Annotated in this window: 18 protein-coding genes; 7 read left to right on the forward strand and 11 right to left on the reverse strand. The window is 67.4% G+C overall.

The features are described 5' to 3' along the window. Positions 1-489 precede the first annotated feature (489 nt). The 4 genes from ACSUZC_RS03440 to moeA all read right to left on the reverse strand — a co-directional run bounded on the left by ACSUZC_RS03440 (position 490) and on the right by moeA (position 5,964). Complete coding sequence (locus tag ACSUZC_RS03440; RefSeq protein WP_439031527.1) at positions 490-2,775, reverse strand: AAA family ATPase; 2,286 nt, start codon at positions 2,773-2,775, stop codon at positions 490-492. Next, positions 2,772-3,866, reverse strand: a complete 1,095-nt coding sequence (locus ACSUZC_RS03445; protein ID WP_439031528.1) for a CDP-alcohol phosphatidyltransferase family protein — start codon at positions 3,864-3,866, stop codon at positions 2,772-2,774. The genes ACSUZC_RS03440 and ACSUZC_RS03445 overlap by 4 nt, the downstream gene beginning before the upstream one ends. A gap of 28 nt (positions 3,867-3,894) precedes the next feature. Beyond that, positions 3,895-4,617, reverse strand: coding sequence for a phosphatidylserine decarboxylase (locus ACSUZC_RS03450; RefSeq protein ID WP_439031529.1), 723 nt, complete (start codon positions 4,615-4,617; stop codon positions 3,895-3,897). A 105-nt stretch (positions 4,618-4,722) separates the two neighbouring features. Next, positions 4,723-5,964: a molybdopterin molybdotransferase MoeA gene (gene moeA, locus ACSUZC_RS03455; RefSeq protein WP_439031530.1), complete on the reverse strand. Its 1,242-nt coding sequence runs from the start codon at positions 5,962-5,964 to the stop codon at positions 4,723-4,725. 99 nt (positions 5,965-6,063) lie between these two features. On the opposite strand from moeA, the gene ACSUZC_RS03460 reads away from it, so the two are divergent. Next, complete coding sequence (locus tag ACSUZC_RS03460) at positions 6,064-6,864, forward strand: HAD-IIA family hydrolase (RefSeq protein ID WP_439031531.1); 801 nt, start codon at positions 6,064-6,066, stop codon at positions 6,862-6,864. 34 nt (positions 6,865-6,898) lie between these two features. On the opposite strand, the gene ACSUZC_RS03465 is transcribed toward ACSUZC_RS03460, so the two are convergent. The 4 genes from ACSUZC_RS03465 to ACSUZC_RS03480 form a co-directional block, all read right to left on the reverse strand. Next, a complete protein-coding gene (locus tag ACSUZC_RS03465; RefSeq protein ID WP_439031532.1) occupies positions 6,899-7,357 on the reverse strand; it encodes an SRPBCC family protein in 459 nt (152 codons plus the stop codon). A gap of 101 nt (positions 7,358-7,458) precedes the next feature. Beyond that, positions 7,459-7,932, reverse strand: a complete 474-nt coding sequence (locus ACSUZC_RS03470; RefSeq protein WP_439031533.1) for a DUF350 domain-containing protein — start codon at positions 7,930-7,932, stop codon at positions 7,459-7,461. Between the two features lie 216 nt (positions 7,933-8,148). Continuing rightward, the gene (locus tag ACSUZC_RS03475; protein WP_439031534.1) at positions 8,149-9,261 is read right to left on the reverse strand and encodes an acyl-CoA dehydrogenase family protein; all 1,113 of its coding nucleotides are present in this window, start codon (positions 9,259-9,261) and stop codon (positions 8,149-8,151) included. Positions 9,262-9,304: 43 nt separating this feature from the next. Beyond that, positions 9,305-10,498, reverse strand: a complete 1,194-nt coding sequence (locus ACSUZC_RS03480) for an acyl-CoA dehydrogenase family protein (RefSeq protein WP_238421794.1) — start codon at positions 10,496-10,498, stop codon at positions 9,305-9,307. A gap of 240 nt (positions 10,499-10,738) precedes the next feature. Here ACSUZC_RS03480 and ACSUZC_RS03485 point away from each other — a divergent pair, with 240 nt between their 5' ends. Next, positions 10,739-11,365: a TetR/AcrR family transcriptional regulator gene (locus ACSUZC_RS03485; protein WP_439031535.1), complete on the forward strand. Its 627-nt coding sequence runs from the start codon at positions 10,739-10,741 to the stop codon at positions 11,363-11,365. A 1-nt stretch (position 11,366) separates the two neighbouring features. Here ACSUZC_RS03485 and ACSUZC_RS03490 read toward each other — a convergent pair whose 3' ends face one another. Beyond that, a complete protein-coding gene (locus ACSUZC_RS03490; RefSeq protein ID WP_439031536.1) occupies positions 11,367-12,620 on the reverse strand; it encodes an MFS transporter in 1,254 nt (417 codons plus the stop codon). A gap of 87 nt (positions 12,621-12,707) precedes the next feature. On the opposite strand from ACSUZC_RS03490, the gene ACSUZC_RS03495 reads away from it, so the two are divergent. Both ACSUZC_RS03495 and ACSUZC_RS03500 read left to right on the forward strand, forming a co-directional pair. Next, a complete protein-coding gene (locus ACSUZC_RS03495; protein WP_439031537.1) occupies positions 12,708-13,322 on the forward strand; it encodes a TetR/AcrR family transcriptional regulator C-terminal ligand-binding domain-containing protein in 615 nt (204 codons plus the stop codon). 9 nt (positions 13,323-13,331) lie between these two features. Further along, positions 13,332-14,744 (forward strand): amidase, encoded by a 1,413-nt coding sequence (locus ACSUZC_RS03500; RefSeq protein WP_439031538.1) that lies wholly within the window; start codon positions 13,332-13,334, stop codon positions 14,742-14,744. Positions 14,745-15,145: 401 nt separating this feature from the next. Here the strand turns inward: ACSUZC_RS03500 and ACSUZC_RS03505 are convergent, their stop codons facing one another. Continuing rightward, entirely contained in the window at positions 15,146-15,805 is a 660-nt protein-coding gene (locus ACSUZC_RS03505; protein WP_439031539.1) for a nuclear transport factor 2 family protein, read from the reverse strand. 65 nt (positions 15,806-15,870) lie between these two features. Next, positions 15,871-17,259: an FAD-dependent oxidoreductase gene (locus ACSUZC_RS03510; RefSeq protein ID WP_439031540.1), complete on the reverse strand. Its 1,389-nt coding sequence runs from the start codon at positions 17,257-17,259 to the stop codon at positions 15,871-15,873. 260 nt (positions 17,260-17,519) lie between these two features. Between ACSUZC_RS03510 and ACSUZC_RS03515 the strand changes: the two genes are divergently transcribed. The 3 genes from ACSUZC_RS03515 to ACSUZC_RS03525 all read left to right on the forward strand — a co-directional run bounded on the left by ACSUZC_RS03515 (position 17,520) and on the right by ACSUZC_RS03525 (position 20,342). Continuing rightward, positions 17,520-18,254: an IclR family transcriptional regulator gene (locus ACSUZC_RS03515; protein WP_439031541.1), complete on the forward strand. Its 735-nt coding sequence runs from the start codon at positions 17,520-17,522 to the stop codon at positions 18,252-18,254. A 170-nt stretch (positions 18,255-18,424) separates the two neighbouring features. Further along, on the forward strand, positions 18,425-19,312 hold the full coding sequence (locus ACSUZC_RS03520) for a VOC family protein (protein ID WP_439031542.1): 888 nt from the start codon (positions 18,425-18,427) through the stop codon (positions 19,310-19,312). 61 nt (positions 19,313-19,373) lie between these two features. Then, positions 19,374-20,342: a zinc-binding dehydrogenase gene (locus ACSUZC_RS03525; RefSeq protein WP_439031543.1), complete on the forward strand. Its 969-nt coding sequence runs from the start codon at positions 19,374-19,376 to the stop codon at positions 20,340-20,342. The last annotated feature ends 88 nt before the right edge of the window (positions 20,343-20,430 follow it).

The raw sequence follows: 20,430 nt of genomic DNA on the forward strand, positions 1-20,430 counted from the left end.
CCGGCGCTTCTCATCTCGGCAGCTCCGTCGACCGGGTAGGAGATCCCGTCGACTGGGCGTCGATTTCCGTCGACTGGGTAGGAGATCCCGTCGGGTGGGCGTCGATTTCCGTCGACCGGGTAGGAGATTCCGTCGACTGGGCAGGAAGTCTCGTCGACTGGGCAGGCATTTTCGTCGACTGGGCATCGTCTTCCATTGGATGGTCCGATCCGGAGGAAGAGGACCGGCCGCGACCATCCGTCAACGGTCCGCACCGACCTTCCTGCAGCGCGACGACATGTGACCATCCGTGCGAGACGTCGGATCAGGGAGCTGAAGCTCGCCCTTGCCCGTATCTCGTGCCCAGTCGACGGATATGTCTGCCCAGTCGTCGAAAACGGGCACCCAGTCGACGAAAATTTCCGCACAGTCGACGAAAACGGGCACCCGGTCGACGGATATGTCTGCACAGTCGACGAAAACGGGCACCCGGTCGACGGTGGTCGCTGCTCAGTCCAGACGACGCTCGGCGTAGGCCTTGAGATCCTCGACCTGGGCGGGGTCCAGCGACGGCCGGACCCGGCGGCGGGCCTCCTCGACATCGGCGGCGGTCACCGCCGCGGCGTCGATGTCCCGGCGCATCGCCGACAGTGCCGCCTCACGCAGCAGTGCCGAACAGTCCGCCGCCGAGTAACCCTCGAGGTCGGCGGCGAGGTCGTCGAGATCGACGCCGTCGAGCGGCACGTCCCGTCCGGTCGCCCGCAGGATGTCCCCGCGTGCGTCGGCATCCGGCGGCGGTACGAACACGAGACGTTCGAGACGGCCCGGTCGAAGCAGCGCCGGATCGATCAGGTCCGGGCGGTTGGTGGCGCCGAGGACGACGACGTCCTGCAGGGGTTCGACGCCGTCGAGTTCGGTGAGCAGCGATGCGACGACACGGTCGCCGACGCCGGAATCGGTGGACTGACCGCGGCGCGGGGCGAGCGCGTCGACCTCGTCGAGGAAGATCAGCGACGGCGCCGACTCACGGGCCCGGGCGAACAGGTCGCGGACCGCCTTCTCCGACGACCCGACCCACTTGTCCATCAGCTCCGCGCCCTTGACGGTGTGCACCGACAACTGACCCGACGCCGCGAGCGCTCGCACCACGAATGTCTTGCCGCACCCGGGCGGGCCGAACAGCAGCACGCCGCGTGGCGGGGCCACACCCAATCGCGCGAAGGTGTCGGGGTGATGGAGCGGCCACAGGACGGCCTCGGTGAGCGCCTGTTTCGTCTCGACCATGTCCCCGACGTCGGCCAGGGTGATCGAACCCAGTGCGACCTCGGGTGAGTCGGACCGTGACACCGGCCGGATGACGTCGAGGGCGCCGAGGAGATCTTCGGTGCGCAGTGCGGGAGAGGACTTCTCGCTGCTGGCGCGGGTGGCTGCGCGCAGTGCCGCTTCCCGTGCGAGTGCGGCCAGGTCGCCGGCGACGAAACCGGGTGTGCGGGCCGACACCGCGGTCAGGTCGAGGTCGCCCTCGGTGGGCACGTCGGACAGGATCGCCGTCAGGAGGCGGGCGCGCGTCGCCGCGTCAGGGAGGCCGATCACGAGCTCGCGATCGCACAGGGACGGGTCGCGCAGGCGGGCATCGAGCCGTACGGGTTCGGCGGTCGTGGCGACGAGCGCGATACGCCCGTCGGCGATGCCGGACCGCAGTTCGTCCAGGATGAGAGCCGCGACCGGTTCGGGCTCCGACGGGAGCAGCGCGTCGATGTCGGTGATCAACAGGACGCCGCCGCCGGACCGCGCACGGGCAACGGCATCGGTGACCAGCCGCAGGCGGGCGTTGGCCTCTGTCGCCCCGGCGGTGGGGCCGTCGACGGTCACCAGTGTCCGGTGTGCGCACACGGACCGGACCAGGGTGGCCTTGCCGCCGCCCGCGGGGCCGGTGACCAGGACCCCGAGCCGGGGCATGGCGCCCAGGGTGCGCAGGACGTCGGGCTCGTCGAGCGTGATCGCGAGCCATTCGGTGAGCTTGGTGATCTGGGAGTCGACGCCGACCAGCTCCGACACCGGACGGACGGGTACATCGTCGACGGGCCGGGCGGGCGGAGCCGCGGGTGCCGACCGGGTGTGGGCCCCGGCGTCGGCGACCATGCCGAGTGCGCCCGGGATCCCGGGTGAGGTGCTCCGCGCGCGATCGGCGAGCGGGGACACCTCGCCGGCGGTGGTGGACCACAGCACGGCGGTGTTCGTCTGCACGCTCACCGGAGCCGACACCTGACCCTCCACCGACGGGCCGGGCTCGACAGCGGTGACGGTGAGCAACTCGGTGGTCCACGTGATGCCCACCGAGCGGGCCAGCGCGCGGGTCGCCTCGGTGGCCGCCAGTTCCGGCCCGAGGTCGCGGGGGAGCAGGGAGACCGCGTCGCCCACCGAGAGCACCTTCCCGAGCAGCGCCCGGCGCAGCGTCGACTCGGTGATCGACTGGGTGGCCAGCACCGAACCACTCACCACCACCCGGCTCGCACCATGCACGACGACCGGGGCGAGTACGACCGCCGAGTTCTCGCGGACACCGGCGTTGGAGAACGCGATCTCGTCGAGGAGCACGACGCCGGTGGGTGCGGACGCTTCGGTTGCCGCGACGACCGCGGCGGTGACGCGCGCGCCGGTGATCGACACCGCGTCCCACTCCCGTAACGACAGCGCCGTCAACACCTCGGGGTGCACCCGGATGATCCCGCGGCGTGCCTCTGCCGCGGACGGATTGAGTCGTGCCGTGAGAGTGAGGGAGGCCGGTGTGGTCATTCGGACTCGCTTTCGGTCGGACGCGGCCCAGTGGTGCCCGGCCCCGCGGTGCCCGGCCCCGTGGTGGCCGGTCCGGCGACGGCCGGTTCGGGTGCCGGTCCCGTCGGACGGTTCAGGCCCAGGCGGCCGAGCGAGTTGAGCACTGGCCGGCGACGCCGACCGTTCGGCGACGAGGTGCGCAGCGCGCGTCGTTGTGCCCGGCGGACCGCGGGCTTGTCGTCCCAGTGCTCGGGACGGGAGGCCACCCAGCGCCGGGCGCGCCACGCGAACGGGATGTGCAGCGCGTATCCGGCGATCATGATCATCATCAACACGTACGGGAACGTGACCAGCAGCGCCGCGGCCGCGGCCACGAGCACCAGCAGGCCGGCGATGGCGCGGGCCGGGATCGACACCGTCTTCAACGACGATGTCGGGATGCGGCTGACCGCGAGGAACGCGACGACGACCAGCCAACCCCCGACGACGGGCAGCGACGTCCACCAGCCCTCGCCGAACTGCTGTTCCATACCGATCGGCAGCAGGGCGACGATCGCCGCGGCCGGTGCGGGTACGCCGGCGAAGAAGTCCCGCGTGTAGGCGGGGGCCTCGTCGTCGTCGAGCAGGGTGTTGAAACGGGCCAGCCGCAGGACGATCGCGCAGCAGTAGACGAGGGCCAGCACCCAGCCGAGATCCTGGCCGTCGAGCAGGTGGAAGTAGATGATCATCGCCGGGACGACCCCGAAGTTGATCGCGTCGGCGAGGGAGTCGATCTCGGCGCCGATGCGGCTCGTCGCGCCCATCAATCGGGCCACGCGGCCGTCGATGCCGTCGAGGAAGGCCGCCGCGACCACGAGCGCCATGGCGGCGTTGATGTCGCCGTTGGTGGCCGCGCGCATCGCGGTGAGTCCGGCGCAGATCGCGAGGATCGTCAACGACGACGGGATGACGACGCGGCTCGCCTGCGCCTGTTGACGCAACCGGCGGCGTTCGGGCGGCTGCGGGACGGTGTGCGAGGCCTTCGCGTGCCGTCGGGCGGATCGGGCCGTCGGGGTGCGGGAGGTCCGCGAGCCCGATCGGCGCCCACTGGGTTTCGGGCCGGACGAGTTCATCTCGGTCGGGTTCACCGGGCGGCTCGGGTCACTGGTCCAGGTACGCGAACGGGGTCTCGCCACCGACCGCGCGCTGACCGACCGACACACGAGGGCGGGTGCCCGCGGGGAAGTAGACGTCCACGCGCGACCCGAACCGGATGAGACCGTAGGTGTCCCCGATCCGGAGGCTGTCCCCGACCTGCGGTTCGCACACGATGCGGCGAGCGATGAGGCCGGCGATCTGGACGACGGCGAGCTCGTGTCCGCCGGGGCCGTTCGTGCGGATCGTCATCGTCGTGCGCTCGTTGTCCCGGCTCGCTTCGGGGAGGTCGGCCGAGACGAACGCGCCCGGCGTGTGGGTGACGGCGGTGACCGTGCCCGCGATCGGCACCCGCTGCACATGGACGTCGAAGATCGACAGGAATGTGGAGACCCGGGGGAGCGGCTGGGTGCCGAGCCCGGACTCGGCGGGCGGCACCGCCTCGTCGACCAGGGCGATGGTCCCGTCGGCGGGCGCGACGATCACGCCGGGCTCGCTCGGGGTGACACGGGCCGGGTGCCGGAAGAATGCAGCACACGCGCCCGCGGCCAGCAGAGCGGGCCGGGAGATCCAGCGATGCCGCCGGCCGAGCAGGGCCACGGCCGCCGGGCCGGCGACGAACGGCACACCCGCGGGATGGACCGGAGGGACGGTTTCACGGGCCAGGTCGAGAAAATGGGCGACACGACCGATGTCGCCGTTGCCGTCCGGACGCGGACGTCGGGCCACGATCAACCTCCTCTGGCCTGTCAGCAGGCCGGTTCCGATGGGGGGCACCTCGACGACGGGTGCGCTGGCGTCCACTCTAGAGCGCCGCGTCCGGGCGCCCGCTCGTCAGCGCAGGAGCAAGACGTCGACGGGGGATCCCGCGGCGACCTCGTCGATGTCGGCGGGCACGTCGATGAGGGCATCTGCCTCGGCCAGATAACGCAGATGATGCGAGGCGGGCGGGCCGATCGGGTCCACCACGACGCCCGCGCCCGACTCCCCGGCGGCGAGCACACCCCGCAGGAACTGCCGTTTGCCCCGCGGCGAGCGGATGTCGGCGCCGAGCCGCGCCGAGACCCGGTCGCGGTTCGGCGGCAGCGCCATGGCGCCACGCAGCGCCGGCCGGATGAACACCTCGAATGACACCAGTGCGCTCACGGGATTGCCCGGCAGGGTGATGATCGGCACCTGTGCGCCGCGAGCGGATCCGTACAGGCCGCAGCCCTGCGGCATCCCGGGCTGCATGGCCACCTTCACGAATTCGACGGTCCCCGTGGCCGACAACGCGTCCTTGACCACCTCGAAGGCACCGGCGCTGACTCCGCCGGAGGTGATGATCAGGTCGGCCTCGTCGGCGACCTCGTCCAGACGGGCCGTGAAGTCCGCGGTGTTGTCCGGTACGAAGTGCAGGTGGCGTCCGGTCGCGCCCGCCTCGATGACGGCCGCGGTCAGCATGGCCCCGTTGGACTCGTAGATCTGACCGTGGCGCAACGCATTTCCGGGCTCGATGAGTTCGGACCCGGTGGAGAGCACCACCACGCGCAGAGGTCGGGCCACGGTGACCTCGGCGATGCCGAGCGCGGACAGCAGACCGATCTGGGGTGCGCCGATCACCGTCCCGGCGGGGAGTGCGCGGGTGCCGCGCTCGATGTCGGAGCCCGCCCGCCGGATGTGTTTGCCAGCGTGGACGGGCCCGGTGAAGGTGACCGTCGCGGCGGCGGCGACCGGGCCGACGACCGCGTCGGTGAGTTCGACGGGCACCACCGCGTCGGCGCCGGAGGGCAGCGGTGCGCCGGTCATGATGCGATGCGCGGTACCCGGCTCGAGCTCGAGGTCGTCGGTGCGGCCCGCCGGGATGTCGGCGGCGACGGGCAGGACGACGGGACGGTCGGCGGACGCGCCCGCCAGATCGAGCGACCGCACCGCGAATCCGTCCATCGCCGAATTGTCGAAACCGGGTAGGGACAGGGGGGCGTCGACGTCGGTCGACGTCGCCAGCCCCATGGCGTCGGGGACCTTCATCAGCACGGGTTCGGGAGCGCCGAACAGCGCCGCGACGACGCCTTGATGCTCTACGACGGTACGCATGCGCACAGCATGCCAGGTGCCCTCGGCGTGTCCCCGACGTCGGGGTTCCGCGCGAGGCCTGTTCTGCGACGCGGCAACTGCGGGACTACATTCGTGCGCATGGCACTGGGTCTGCTGTTCGACATCGACGGGGTGATGGTCACCTCGTGGAAGGCTCTGCCCGGTGCGGTCGAGGCGGTCTCCGAACTAGCCGACCGCGGTATCCCGCGGATGTTCCTGACCAACACGACGTCCCGGTCGCGCGGGGACATCGCCCGGGCCCTCGACGAGTGCGGTTTCGAGGTCGATCCGGACGAGATCCTGTCCGCGGCCAAGTTGACCGCGGAGTTCGTCGCGTCGACCTATCCGGGCAAACGGGTCTGGGTCCTCAACCAGGGGGCCATCGCCGAGGACATGACCGGCGTCGAACTCACCGACGACCCGTCGACGGCAGAGGTCGTCGTGCTCGGCGGAGCGGGCTCGGTGTTCACCCATTCGACGCTGTCGACGGTGCTGCAGATGCTCCTCGACGGGGTGCCGGTGATCGCGATGCACCGGTCGATGACGTGGTCGACCGACAGCGGTCTGTGCATCGACACCGGCGTGTACCTCGAGGGTCTCGAAAAGGCTTCGGGCACAAAGATCAAGGCCGTCGGCAAACCGTCACCGGTCGGTTTCCGCGCCGCGACCGACATCCTCGGACTCGAACCCACCCAGGTCGTGATGGTCGGCGACGACTTGCACAACGACGTCCTGGGCGCGCAGGCGGCGGCACTGGTCGGGGTGTTGGTGCGCACCGGCAAGTTCCGCGAGGAGGCGCTGCGTGCCTTGCAGCGTGACGAATTCGGGCCCTACCCGGACCACGTCATCGACTCGGTTGCCGACCTCCCCGAGCTCATCGACAAGCTCGCCGGAACCTGATTGCCGCTTGCCGGGGAGCGAGCGTCTCGAAGGGCTACTCGGACTCGGCGGCGCGCTTGATCTTGCCGAGCGTCTCGGCCATGCCGAGCTTCAGTTCGGCGTCGAAGGAGTCGGCACCGCCGAACAGCTTGTCCACCAGCACCGAGGAGACCTTGGTGGTCGACCCGTTGACCTCGCGCCGCTCGGTGACCGTGACGCCCGCGTCCTTCGGGGTGATGGTGTAGCTCCAGATGGTGTGGTTCTCCGCGACCCGGAAACCGAGTTCCTGGTTGGGGGTGAAGCGCACGACCTTGGAGGTGGTCGGCCACACCAGGGGGCCCCGGCGGTTGATGTTGATGGTCTTGGTCCCCAACTCGACGGTGCCGCCGCGGACGATCATCTTCTTGCACTGGGGGCTCCACTCGCCCATGCGCTTCAGATCGGAGATCACCGACCACACCTGCTCGGGCGTGGCGTCGATGTCGATGGATTCCTCGATGAGTGCTGCGGTCATGGTCGCCCACCCTATGGGCTTGTTGGCCGAGGGTCAATAAGCATCTTCGGGTGCTTGAGTCAACCCCGGAAAGTGCGTGGACCAGCGGCGTCGCGTCGAACTCAGACCAGCAGGGTCATGCCGATGACGGCGCCGACGGCCACGAAGACCGCGGCCGTGATCCAACCCGCGGGATGGTCGTCGGCGGCACTGCGGCCGACGCCCGGATCAGCATCGTCACGCGGCGAGCCGTCGAACAGCAGCGTGCCCAGCTTGCCGGGCGTGAGCCAGTCGATCAGTACGAACGACCACATCATCACCGCGATCGCGAGCACCGTATACGCCGCGGTGTAGAGCAGTGCGCGCCACAACTCCAGGAGTTCGGTGTCGATGACCGAACACACCAGCACGATCGCCAGACCGATGACCATCGACGTGGTCAGCAACACCGCGTTGCGGTTGTGCTCCACCCACACCAGCTGTCGCAGCCGGCCGGGCGTCACGAGGTCGAGCGCCACGAATCCGAGGACGAGCAAGGCGATTGCGACCAGGCTGAACGACGCGCCCGCGGCGAGGTTGTCCCGCAACAGTTCCATCCGGTTCCCTCTCGGCTCACGACACCTTCGGCGGGCTGCCGCCCGACAACGACTTCGGCGGGCTGCCGCCCGACAACGACTTCGGCGGGCTGCCGCCCGACAACGACTTCAGCGAAGGGCCCGCACGCGAGGAGCGCACAGGACCTTCGCTGAAGGACAGTAGCCGGGGGACAGGCCCGCGGCACCCCTTCCGGCGCGTGTCCGGAAGTCGGGATGTCAGCCGACGCTGAGCATCTTGTAGGAGTCGACGTTCTCCGCGAGCCGGGTGACATGCTCGGAGGCGTCGCCGAGCGTGTGGCTGATCGCGGTCAGGCGGCTCACGTAGTGAGCGATCGGGTACTCGGCGGTCATGCCGATGCCGCCGTGCATCTGGATCGCTTCCTGGCCGACCAGACGCGCGGACCGGCAGATCTGCAGCTTCGCCCGTGACGCGATGATCGGGTCGGCGATGCCGTCGGCCAGCGCCGACGTCGCGTACAGGCTCAGGCTGCGAGCCAGTTCGAGCTGGACGTACATGTCGGCGGCACGGTGGGTCAGTGCCTGGAACGACGACAACGTGACACCGAACTGCTTGCGCGACTTGAGGTACTCGACCGTGAGGTCGAGGCTGCGCTCCATCGCGCCGACGGCTTCGGCGCACAGCGCCGTCTGGATGCCGACCTCCGCGTCGGAGATCGTCTGCGAGGCGTCCCCATCGCCGAGACGCGTGGCCTTCGCGTCGTTGAACTCGATCTGCGCGCCGCGCCGACGATCGTGTGTCCGGTACGGGGTGCGGGTGACACCCTCGGCGTCGGCGTCGATGAGGTACAGGCCGACCCCGCTGTCGTCGCGCGCCGACACGATCAGCTTGGCTGCGCAATCGCCGTGTCCGACAAGGCTCTTGGTGCCGTTCAGCACGCCGTCGGCAGACGCGGTGGTCTCCACCCGGGCCTCCGGCCACCGGTCGCCGGGCTCGGTGTGGGCGAAGGCCATCAGGAGTTCGCCGGATGCCAGCGCGGTGCGCAGCTCGGTGCGGGTGGCGTCGTCGGCGAGCGCGAGGAGCGAACCGGGGACGAGGACCGAGTCGAGGTAGGGCTCGGGCGCCAGTGCGCGTCCGAGTTCGGTCATGACGCTGGTGAATTCGACGGGGCCGGCATCCATGCCGCCCTCGTTCTCCGGGAAGGTGAGGCCGAGGATGCCGATCTCGGCCAACGACTTCCACACCTTCTCGCTCCAGCCGAGGTCGGTGTCGGTGACCTTGCGGAGCGTCTCGACGTCGTAGGTCTTGGTGAGGACTTCGCGAACGGTGTCGCGCAGCATCCCCTGCTCTTCGGAAAGCTCGAAATCCATGGTGTTCCTTAGGTGAAGGTCTGAAAAGAGTCGTGGCCGGGGCTCAGAGGCCCAGGACGGCCTTGTCGATGATCTGGCGCTGCACTTCCGACGAGCCGCCGTAGATCGTGACCTTGCGGTAGTTGAGGTAGGTCGGGGAGGCGAGCTGTGCCCACTCCGGTGCACTCACCTCGGCGCTGCCGTTCGGTGCCGACGCGTCGAGCTGCGCCACCGGCAGCGAGTCGGGGCCGGCGATGTCGGCGATCAGCTCCATCGCGGCCTGCTGCAGCTGGCTACCGGTCAGCTTCAGCAGCGACGACGCGGGGTTCGGCTTGCCGTCGGCCGACGACGCGGCCACCCGCAGCTGGGTCAGCTCGAGCGCGAGCAGTTCGTTCTCGACCTCGGCCAGACGTGCCGCGAACAGCGGATCGTCGAGTAGCGTCCCCTTGGCGGTACGCGTCTGCTTGGCCAACTCCTTGGCACGGGCGAGCTTGGCCTTGGTGTAACCGACCCGGGCGATGCCGTTGCGCTCGTTGCCGAGAAGGAACTTGGCCTGCGTCCAGCCGCTGTTCTCCTCGCCGACCATGTTCTCCACGGGGACGCGGACGTCGTTGAAGAAGACCTCGTTGACCTCGTAGCTGCCGTCGATCAGCTGGATCGGACGGATCTCGACGCCCGGGGTGTCCATCGGGAACAGGAACATGCTGATGCCGGCCTGCTTCTTCACGTCCGGATTGGTGCGGGCGAGACAGAAGATCCAGTCCGCGAACTGGCCGAGCGTGGTCCAGGTCTTCTGACCGTTGATCACGTAGTGGTCGCCGTCGCGGACCGCGCGGGTCTTGAGAGACGCGAGGTCGGACCCGGCCTCGGGCTCGGAGAACCCCTGGCACCACCAGATGTCGAGATTGGCGGTCTTGGCGAGGAAGCGTTCCTTCATCTCGTCGGACCCGAACTGCGCGATGACCGGACCGATCATGCCGACGTTGAACGGGAGCATGTCGGGGACGAACGCCAGGCTCATCTCCTCGCGGTAGATGTGGTGCTGGATCGGGGTCCAGTCCTTGCCGCCGTACTCCGCGGGCCAGCTCGGCGTCGCCACGCCGTGCTCGTTGAGGATGCGGGTGGTGGTGACGAGGTCCTCGGGGTAGTTGAGCTTGCCCTCCTCGCACCGCTTGCGGACGTCTTCGGGGACCTTGGCGAAGATGCCGCGCAACTCCTCGCGGAAGGCCTCTTCTTCAGGACTGAATTTCAGCTGCATGGGTTCTTCTCTACTCCTGTCGAGGATGTCCGTACGGGCGACGGCCTCCGCCGAGGCGCTCCTGCTGTTAAGTCCGGCCGATTCGACCCGCCGATCCAACCCCGCCGATCTACCACTGACTAAGCGCTTGCTTAGTGGTAGGTTGCATGATGCCGCGCCGGCCCGACGCTGTCAATCGCCGCCGCCGGCTCGGACCCAGTGTCCGATCCCGACTCCGCTTCCGATTCCGAACGACAGGGGATGAACGTGGTCCCGTCCGCCGACCCGGCACCCGAGGTGCGGCCCGTGGCCGCCCGGGCCCGGCTGCTGCGTGCCGCCGTCGAGGCGTTCGCGGCCAAGGGCTTCAACGCGACCACCACGCGCGACATCGCCAACGGTGCTCAGATGAGTTCTGCCGCCGTCTATGTCCACTTCCGGTCGAAGGAAGAGTTGCTCTTCGAGATCTCCGACGCCGGTCACCGCTCCATCCTCGCGACCATCGACGAAGCCGACGATCCCGCGGCGCCGCCGAGCGAACGTCTCCGGGCCTGCGTCCACGCGTTCACCGCCCACCACGCCCGCGACCACGTCTGGGGTCGGGTGGTGAACTACGAACTCAATGCCCTGGCCGCCGACCATCTCGACACCGTGATGGCGATGCGCCGGGAGATCACCCAGCGGATTCGGGCGATCGTCGACGCCGGCATCGAACACGCGGGGTTCGATGTCGCGGACTCGCTCGCGACCACCAATGCCGTCCTGTCCATGGGGATCGACGTCGCGCGGTGGTATCGCGACGGGAGTTCACTCTCGCCCGAGGAGATGGGTGACTTCTACGCGGAGCTGGCCACACGGATGGTCGGCTGGCGACCGCCTGTCGTGGATTGACTCAGCCCTTGCGGGCCGGTTCCGGTTGCGCAGGAGAGCCGTTCGCGGCAGGGCGGGTCGCCGACGTCGCCCGGCGGTGAACCGTCACCGCGAATGTCGCCGCGACCAACACCATCACCAGATCGTAACCGACGTAACCGATGATGGTGGCGCGCAACCCGATGTGCGACACGATGATTCCGGCGATCACGGCTGGGACGCTGAACGCGAGGTAGCTCGCCACGAACACCGACGAGAAGACCTGACCACGCTGGGCGGGTGGGGTCGCGGCGGTGATGTTGTCCATCGCGGAGAGGAACGTGGCGGCCCAGCCCGAGCCGGCGATGATCGAGCCGACGATGTAGAGGGGCAGCGATGCCGACAGGACCCCGGCCAGTGAGATCACGACACCGGCGGCGAGTGCGGGGAATCCGAACGCCGCCTTGACCGACGCCGGACGATCGGTGATGAGCAGGGACGTGACAGCCGCGCAGGCGAAGAAGACGAACAGGATGGCACCCGCCGCGCCGTGGTTGTCGACTCCGAACACGCGGGAGACCACCGAGGAGCCGAGGGAGAGGTACAGGCCGCCGAGGGACCAGGTGGCGACGAGGGTCGGGACCGAGGCGAGGAACACCGTGCGGACCTCGCGGGGTACGCGAATCTGCGGCGCGAGCGTGCCCGCCAGGTGCCGTCGGGAGTCGAAGCCGACCCGCTCGCGGGTCTCCGGGACGACGAGCAGCGCGATCAGCAATGCGGCGAACAGTCCGAGAATGATCTCGTAGACCAGGACGCGCGGTGCAGGTGCGTACTCGACGAGCACACCGGCCACGGCGACCCCGCTCGCCAGACCGATCGCCGGGGCCGCGCCGATGATCGTCGACCCGGTACGGGCCGAGGGCTGCAGATCGACCGTCGTCGCGGTCAGCGTGCCCATGGCGGCTCCGGTGGCCAGGCCCTGCAGAGCCCGCGCGGCGAGCAGGGTGCCGACGTCCTGGGCGACGACGAACAGCACCATGCTCGCGATCAACAGGACGAGCGCGACGGCGAGGACGGGCCGTCGGCCGACATGGTCGGAGAGCGACCCGACCGTGAGGAGACTCAACAGCATGGTCACCACGTACACCGCGAAGACGAGGGTCAGAGTGAGCGCGGAGAATCCCCAGAGTTCCTGGTAGACGGGATACAGCGGCGACGGTGCCGCGGATGCGAACAGGACCATCATGTAGGTCGCCGCGATCAACCAGAACGCGCGATGGGGGTGCAGTGGCGCCACGAGGTCTCCTTAAAGCAAACAGAGTTGCATTGAGAAAGTAGCCCGGACCGCCACACAAAAGCAATCGGCTTTGCAATAATGGCGTCTATGACGACGGCCCGCATCCCTGAGAAACCGACAACCGGTGGCCCCGCTTCGCCGCCCCGGCGCCCCGGTGGGCGCAGCGCTCGCGTGCAATCGGCGGTCTACACAGCAGTCGGGCAGCTGGTCGGTGCGGGAAGCCGCGAGACGATGACGATCCCGGAGGTCGCCGAGCTCGCCGGCGTCAACCCCACCAGCATCTACCGGCGCTGGGGGACGATCGACACCTTGCTCGGTGAGGTGGCGGTCGCGGCCCTGACGCAGGGGGAGCCCCTCCCCGACACCGGGAGGCTCGCCGACGATCTGTCCGAATGGGCCCAGATCATCGCGGCCGACATCGGTCGGCCCAAGCGCCGTGCCTACCTGCGGGCGATGGTCTCGGCGCGTGAGGGCCTCGTCGACGCGTGCCCGTGCTGGGAGATCCGTCGCGAGCAAGCCGAGCAGATGATCGACCGGGCTCGCGCGCGCGACGAGTCGACGCCCTCGGTGCGTCAGATCCTCGATCACGTGATCGCGCCGCTCTACCACCATGCGGTCTTCGGGCTCCCGATCGACGACGATCACGTCTCCGCACTGATCGCCGACGTCCTGTCGATGTCAGGAGACGACCCGAGACGATAGGGTCCGGGCATGAAAAACGTGCACGCGTTCACCGATGACGCGCTCGGCGACCTCGACGCGACGGGGATCGCCGACGCCATCGCCTCCGGAGAGATCTCGGCCGCCGAGGCCGTCGAAGCGGCCATCGCCCGCATCGACGCCGTCAATCCGCAACTCAATGCGATCGCCTTCGACGACCGCGAGCGTGCGCGTAAACGCGCCGTCGACAACGACTTCCCGCTCGGCTCGTTCATCGGCGTGCCGTCGATCATCAAGAACAACACCGACTTCGCCGGCCTGCCGACCTGCCACGGTTCGGCGGCAGTGCCGCAGCGGCCCGCCGAGGCCAACGAGGCGTTCACCAACCAGTTCCTGGCCAGCGGGGTCAACGTCATCGGCGCGTCGACGATGCCGGCCTTCGGGCTCACCTCGACGACCGAGTTCGTCGACCGGGAACCCACCCGCAATCCGTGGGACACCGACTACTCGTCGGGTGGCTCGTCGGGCGGTTCGGCCGCACTGGTCGCAGCCGGCGCTCTGCCGATCGCCCACGCCAACGACGGTGGAGGGTCGATCCGGATCCCCGCCGCCATCTGTGGTCTCGTAGGCCTCAAGCCGACCCGCGGGCGCGTCGAACCGTCCAAGGAGACCAAGGACGCACCCATCGATCTGGTGTCGAACGGGATCGTCAGCCGGTCGGTGCGCGACACCGCCCGATTCCTCGCCGACACACAGGGATTCCGGCCGGCGCCGGAATTGCCGCCGCTCGGGATGGTCGAGGGGCCCGGAACCGAGCGGCTGCGGGTCGCGCTGATCACCGAGCCGCTGACGGGGACTCTCCTCGACCGGGACACCCAGCGGTGCCTCACCGAGGCGGCAGACCTGGTCGAGTCGCTGGGCCACCGCACCGAGATGGTGCCGCTGCCCGTGGATCGTGACTACGTGCAGGACTTCATCGACTACTGGTCGTTGCTGGCGTTCGCGCTCGACCGGTTCGGGAAGAGAGTCGTCGACAAGGGATTCGACCGCTCGAAGGTCGATTCGTTCACCCGTGGGCTGTCGCGAAACGCGTTGCGCCACTTCTATCGGTTGCCGGGCGCGGTCCGTGGCCTGCACAGGTCGACCGACGCGTTCCGCGGACTGCACGACAAGTTCGACGTCATCCTCACCCCGACCGTCGTGCACGCCACCCCGGAAATCGGATACCTCGACCCCGCAGTCGAATTCGACGAGGCGATGGACCGCCTGACCCGGTTCATCGCGTTCACCCCGGCCAACAACACCGCGGGAACCCCGGCGATCAGTCTCCCGCTCGGACGAGCGGAGTCGGGAATGCCGATCGGCGTCCATTTCGCCGCCGACCTCGGCCAGGAGCGCACCCTGCTGGAGTTGGCCTACGAACTCGAGGCCGCCCAGCCGTTCGCGCGTATCCAGGACGCCTGAACCGCGATCCGTCCTTCTCGCGGTAGCGTTTCCGTTCCGGTTATCGGATCCGGCAAGCGGAACCACGACGAGGACGAGCGCAACGGCGCTTCGTCGACCCATGGCTGCGATGCGTTTGATGCATCTCGGTCTGCGGGTCCACGTGGCCGGCGAGGTCACAGCGCCGTCGTGGGATCAGGCGACGTCATGATCGCGGTGTCGGGATCAGGGACCACCGACTCGGCAATTATTGCCGCCGCCGTAGTGGGCCCACATGTGCGGGTGACGGACTACGGCACGGCGGATAGGGAGGATGTTGTGCAGGGTGTGCGTCGCGATCTCGGCGATGCACAATGCCCGGTGGGCGGGGAAGTGAAAGTGACGCGGTGATGGTCGCAGACGGCAGCCACGTCTGTCGCTCGTCAGATAATCTCCTCAATCGTCGCACCGGCCAGCCACGAATCACCCTGGATGTATAACTGATCCACTTCCGCTCCGCGGGTCACCGGCATGTCACTACGAACGTTGTGCCCGTGGAGCGTTTGCAAGTAGGCAAGATATCTGTATTCGCTGGGAAACCGTGACAGCACTACAGGATCGAACGACAGCTCGGCGCCTGGTATCACAGAGTCCATCCGGTCGCGGTCGTAGATGGGCTGCCGTCGCACCAGCCGCCAACCTCGGTGGACGTCCGTGCCGAAGTCGTCTGTTGCGGCAAGGAAATCGAAGAACCTACCGTGGCAGGTCACGTCGACCTCGACGTCGCGCAATGCGGCCCGCTGCGTGATCGCCATTCTGGTCTGTGCGACGGCGTGCCTCCCGACGATGCGGACCGAGGTTCCGCTCATGGTGTGGATGACGTCGAGACCGTTGTCGTGCGCCCGCTTACTGGCCTCGATGAACTCCGCGGCGGTTCCGCTGAACCAGGTCGTGGACATTCGACCGCGGCGGTGCCAGATCTGAGAGAACCGGCCCCATTGTCCTGTGTCGCGGTACAAGGCCCAGTCATCGATGAGCGAGCGGATGCTGAGCTCATCTTGGATCATGTTCAATGGTGATGCGGCGGAGCCGTTTTGCGTCATGAGACCACTGTGATCGAATAGAGACGGGGACGCGGCCTTTCATTGCTGCTCAGCGGACGAGCAATTCAACGATCTGCGGCAGCATTGAGGCCCGCCGCACGTCCTGTGGTCAGGGCGGTCGCCAAGCCGCCCGCATACCCAGAGCTGCTGACACCGCCGATGTCGGCCCCCACCGAGTACAAACCTGAGATAGGAGTGAACCGGAAGTCCCTCGCATCGGTGATCCAGGAGGCTGACCGCGGGGCGCTGGAGTGGGACTTGCGCATTACACGTAGCTGGTCGTCGACCGCGATTCCGCCGGTGGTGAACGAGATGGCTGACTGCACATGGACCGCGGTGAACGGCCCGTGGGCCAGGGTGGTGCCGATACCGGTACGTGAGACGGGGAGGCCGGCGGCGTTGCCGCCGGCCATCGCCGCCGCGAAATTCGTAAGCGTCGCAGCGACAACCGCCGGTGGAGCCCCTAGCTCGCCGATTCGCGCGGCCAGTCCCTCCAGTGTCGGATCAGTGAGCACGACACCACCGGCCTTCTTGGCGCGAGCGGCTATCACGGACGGCGGCGCAGTGATGGCCGTCGAGGTCGGCTCCTGTGCCGTCGCGTCATCGAAGACGTAGAAGCCGAGGCCGCGCGGCTGCCGGGCAAGTGCCTCGTTGACGTTCTCTTCGAACGCTCCGGCCGTCTCGTCGATGAAGCGGTGCCCCGCCATGTTGATCGCAACCGACTTGCATCCGTAGTACTGGGAGAGGTCCGCGAATGTCTCCGCGGTGTGCCGCGCAGGTGGAGCGGGGAGGGCATGTCCGTAGAAGCCGCTAAGGCCCCCGGTGGTGCCCGCGCCGACGGCGACCGCGGCCGTCAGGCCGTCACCGGTGCTCCACGGATTCGATCGGTGTGCGACCGAACTGGCGTCGATTCCGGCGTAGCGACCCAGCAGTTCCGGACTACCTTGAAAACCGCCGGTGGCCAGCACCACTGCGTCCGCGGCGACTTTGCGTCGGGTAGCGGAGTCGTCGATTACATATGCACCAGTTACCTCGCCGTTGTCACCGAGTGCCAGTTGGTCCAGCGAGGTGCCGCTGTGGACGGTCCCGCCCAGGTCGGCGATTGTAGACGCTGCCCGCGAGATCAGTTGCTGTGGCGACAGAGCCCAGCCTTCGTATCGATCGAAAACTGTTGGAAGCACTTGCAACTCGACCCCAAGAGTCTGCAACCACGCTGCCGCATCCGGCAGGGACTCACACACGAGTGTCTGTAGTTGCTCGTCGCCGTTGGGTGCGCACGCCCGAAACCGGTCGAGATCGCCGTAAGTGGTCAACATGCCATTCGACAGTGCCGCCGAGCCGCCGAGTCGCGGACCCTTCTCGATGAGGGTGCATGACGCGCCGGCCTGCAACGCCGACACGGCGCAGGCGAGTCCGCCCATACCGCCACCGATCACCAGGATATGTGTGGTCACAACAGGTCCCTCCGCACTTTGGTTGCCAGGTAGCGAGAGTGGGTGCTGACCACGGCCGTCTACCGAGTCAATCGGCCCGCACGGCATATTTCAAATGAATAGCATGAATCATCAACATCAACAGTATTTATCATGGTCCGGTGGCGTCATCATGCTCAAGCGGGTGCTTGCTGCGTCACGGTCGGCGTGCAAGCCTGGAACCATCGAGAGGCATGGGAGGACAATGTATGTCGGGCGGGGTTGGTGAACCGGGAGCTTCCGTGGCTCGCAGGTTGCTGACGATCCTGGACTGTTTCGACGTGTCCCGCACCGAACTGTCGCTCTCGGACATCGCCCATATCGCCGGTCTGCCGGTCTCGACCACGCGCCGACTCATCGTGGAACTGGTCGAGTGGGGCGGCTTGGAGCGGCAGTCGAACGGGAAGTACCGGATCGGACAGCGGCTGTGGCAGGTTGCTGCCTCTGCATCCGTGCAACACACGTTGCGCGTTCGTGCGTTGTCCTGCATGCACGACCTCTTTGCTGCGACATCGCAGAACGTCCAGTTGATGGTGCTGGACGGGTCGGAGGCGTTATGTATCGAAAAGTTGTCGCACGATCGGTCCGTTGTGAACCTGACCCAGGTCGCCGGACGAACTCCATTGCATGCATCTGCTGCGGGCAAAGTGTTGCTCGCGTATGCGCCGGCGGAATTCACACGCGAATACGTGTCACGAGGATTACCGCGGCTCATGCCGCGAACAATCGTGCAACCGGGCCGGTTTATGGCGAGCTTGGCCGAGGTTCGCAGAGCAGGCGTCGCGCACAGCCGTGAAGAACTCACGCCGGGGGTCTGTTCGGTCGCGGCCCCGGTCACCGGTCCATCCGGTGACGTCGAGGCCGCACTGGGTCTGTTGGTCCCTCACACCATGCGACTGGACCGGCTTGAATCCGCGGTTCGCACCGCGGCGAAGGGAATCAGCCGGTCGCTCTCGACAACGGGAGACCTGGCGTAGATCGACTGACGAGTCGGGCACGGTGCTGGCCCAGGCCGGTCGCTCATGAACGAGATGGGGGTCGAGGGCCGCTTACGCCATCAGGCTAGTGAATGGAGGCGATTCAGCCTATCTATTAGACGAATAGAACGCCGGGTGCGACAGTGCTTACAAACAAAGGAGCAACACTCATGAGCATTTCTTCCCTGGGCTACGTCGTCGTCAGAGGTCCGGTCAGCGAATGGCGCACGTTCGCCAGAGATGTACTAGGACTTCAGGAGGTACCCCAATCTCGCGAGGACAGGGCGTACTTCCGAACCGATGACTACATCTACCGCGTCGCGGTGGTAGACGGGCCCCCCGGTCCGGACGCGCTGCTCGCGGCAGGCTGGGAGATGCCCAACACAGAGACCTTCGAGGCATTGGTCGCACATCTACGCCATCACGGGTACGACGCTAATGAAGACGACGAACTGGCCAAAGAACGCCGGGTCCGGCGGTTGGCAACAGTGACAGATCCCGATGGACTGGTTCTGGAGTTCTACCTCGGATTCACCCGTGACTTCGCACCCTTCGCATCACCCCGCGGGGTCACCTTCGTATGTGACGAGCTGGGCTTGGGTCATCTGTTCCTGTCGAGTCAGCAGCCGGCGAAGACGGTGGAGTTCTATCGAGATGTGCTTGGGTTCAGACCGACCGACACCATCGACGTGATGGGCACCGATGCAGTCTTCATGCACATCAACCCTCGTCATCACTCGGTAGCTGTCGCCAGCATCCCGAATCTCACCGGGTTGGGTCACCTGATGCTGGAGGTGACCAAGCTCGAGGATGTCGGTCGCGCTCTCGACCAGGTGAAGTCCGGCGCCGCAGAGATGGCGATGGATATGGGCGAGCACTCCAACGATCACATGATCTCGTTCTATGTCGTCACACCGTCCGGATTCCAGATTGAATACGGCTGGAACGGCGCGCTCGTGGACGACGAGACGTGGACCCCGGCGCACTATGTGGTGACGAGCAATTGGGGACATCAGATGGCTGATGGCACCTCGTTCCCCAAGAGGCCGGCGCTGTAATGATGAGTGGGTCTGGAAGATGACAGGCGGATCTGACCGCCGGGTGGTCTGGCCTGAGCCCATGATCGCGACGGTCGAAGACTTCAGCCAACCCGCGCCGGGGCCCGGTCAGGTCCTGATCCGCACCGCGCTCACTCTCGTGAGTCCGGGAACCGAGCGGGCCTGGTTGTCGACTAAGAGCCGATTCCCGTTCCCTGGGGCCGGCTTTCCGTTCCATCCCGGTTATTCCTTGATCGGCCGCGTCGAAGATGTCGGGCACGGTTGTGACCCGACTCGAATCGGCGAGACCGTGTTCACCACCAACGGTGGCTACGGATGCCACGCGACCCGGGTAGCGGCCGCCGAGGAATTGGTTTTCAGGGTAACTGACGGCACGGATCCGCGAAAGGCCCTGTTCTTCGCCGTCGCCGATGTCGCCATCGCCGCCGTTCGCCGGTCCCGGGTAGAGCTCGGGGAGTCCGGAGTGATCGTCGGGCTGGGTCTAATCGGTCAGCTCGCGGTTCAAGCTGCGCGGGCCGCGGGTGCCGTCCCTGTGATCGGCATCGACCCAGATCCGCATCGGCGGGATCTCGCACTGAGATCGGGAGCTCATGCGGTGTTCTCGCCGGACGACCGCGACGGCTGGCGAGGGGCCGTCTCAGCGGACGGCGGAGCTGACTTCACTGTTGATCTCGCCGGCGGCAACGGCGAGTCGCTTCAGCTCGCCATCGACGCCGTAGGCAGATTCGGGCGTGTCATCGGGGCGGCGCGCACCCCCGAGCCGGTGTCCCTGGAGCTCAACGATGGTCTGATGCTCAAGAACGCCTCGCTGTCACTCATGCACATATTGGCGCGGCCAGACGCGGACTCCCGACCCGGCCTGTGGTCTCTGGCGGACCAGTGGGCCGCGTACCTCAAGCTGTTGGCCGTGGGATCGCTGGACCCGCTGCTGCTATCCGGACAGGAACTGGGTCCCGATGCCCTACCCGCCTTCTATCAGGACCTCGTCAGAGGCGACTCATCACCGCTGGCCACAGTCGTCGCCTGGTGAGTCGTCCGGCCACCACACCACACCCCAACCCGTCAGTCGCTGCAGCCGAGCGACATGCAAGAACTAGAGAGTCAGATGTCAACCACTC

The sequence above is a fragment of the Gordonia terrae genome (assembly GCF_051789125.1).
Lineage (GTDB): Bacteria > Actinomycetota > Actinomycetes > Mycobacteriales > Mycobacteriaceae > Gordonia > Gordonia terrae_A.

Excerpts from the sequence above, each read along its gene's own strand:
- ACSUZC_RS03520 (WP_439031542.1), top strand. The coding sequence starts at position 18,425 with ATGAGCATTTCTTCCCTGGGCTACGTCGTCGTCAGAGGTCCGGTCAGC.
- ACSUZC_RS03475 (WP_439031534.1), bottom strand. The coding sequence starts at position 9,261 with ATGGATTTCGAGCTTTCCGAAGAGCAGGGGATGCTGCGCGACACCGTT.
- ACSUZC_RS03485 (WP_439031535.1), top strand. The coding sequence starts at position 10,739 with ATGAACGTGGTCCCGTCCGCCGACCCGGCACCCGAGGTGCGGCCCGTG.
- ACSUZC_RS03505 (WP_439031539.1), bottom strand. The coding sequence starts at position 15,805 with ATGACGCAAAACGGCTCCGCCGCATCACCATTGAACATGATCCAAGAT.
- ACSUZC_RS03525 (WP_439031543.1), top strand. The coding sequence starts at position 19,374 with ATGATCGCGACGGTCGAAGACTTCAGCCAACCCGCGCCGGGGCCCGGT.
- moeA (WP_439031530.1), bottom strand. The coding sequence starts at position 5,964 with ATGCGTACCGTCGTAGAGCATCAAGGCGTCGTCGCGGCGCTGTTCGGC.
- ACSUZC_RS03495 (WP_439031537.1), top strand. The coding sequence starts at position 12,708 with ATGACGACGGCCCGCATCCCTGAGAAACCGACAACCGGTGGCCCCGCT.
- ACSUZC_RS03470 (WP_439031533.1), bottom strand. The coding sequence starts at position 7,932 with ATGGAACTGTTGCGGGACAACCTCGCCGCGGGCGCGTCGTTCAGCCTG.
- ACSUZC_RS03460 (WP_439031531.1), top strand. The coding sequence starts at position 6,064 with ATGGCACTGGGTCTGCTGTTCGACATCGACGGGGTGATGGTCACCTCG.
- ACSUZC_RS03440 (WP_439031527.1), bottom strand. The coding sequence starts at position 2,775 with ATGACCACACCGGCCTCCCTCACTCTCACGGCACGACTCAATCCGTCC.
- ACSUZC_RS03465 (WP_439031532.1), bottom strand. The coding sequence starts at position 7,357 with ATGACCGCAGCACTCATCGAGGAATCCATCGACATCGACGCCACGCCC.
- ACSUZC_RS03500 (WP_439031538.1), top strand. The coding sequence starts at position 13,332 with ATGAAAAACGTGCACGCGTTCACCGATGACGCGCTCGGCGACCTCGAC.
- ACSUZC_RS03480 (WP_238421794.1), bottom strand. The coding sequence starts at position 10,498 with ATGCAGCTGAAATTCAGTCCTGAAGAAGAGGCCTTCCGCGAGGAGTTG.
- ACSUZC_RS03445 (WP_439031528.1), bottom strand. The coding sequence starts at position 3,866 with ATGAACTCGTCCGGCCCGAAACCCAGTGGGCGCCGATCGGGCTCGCGG.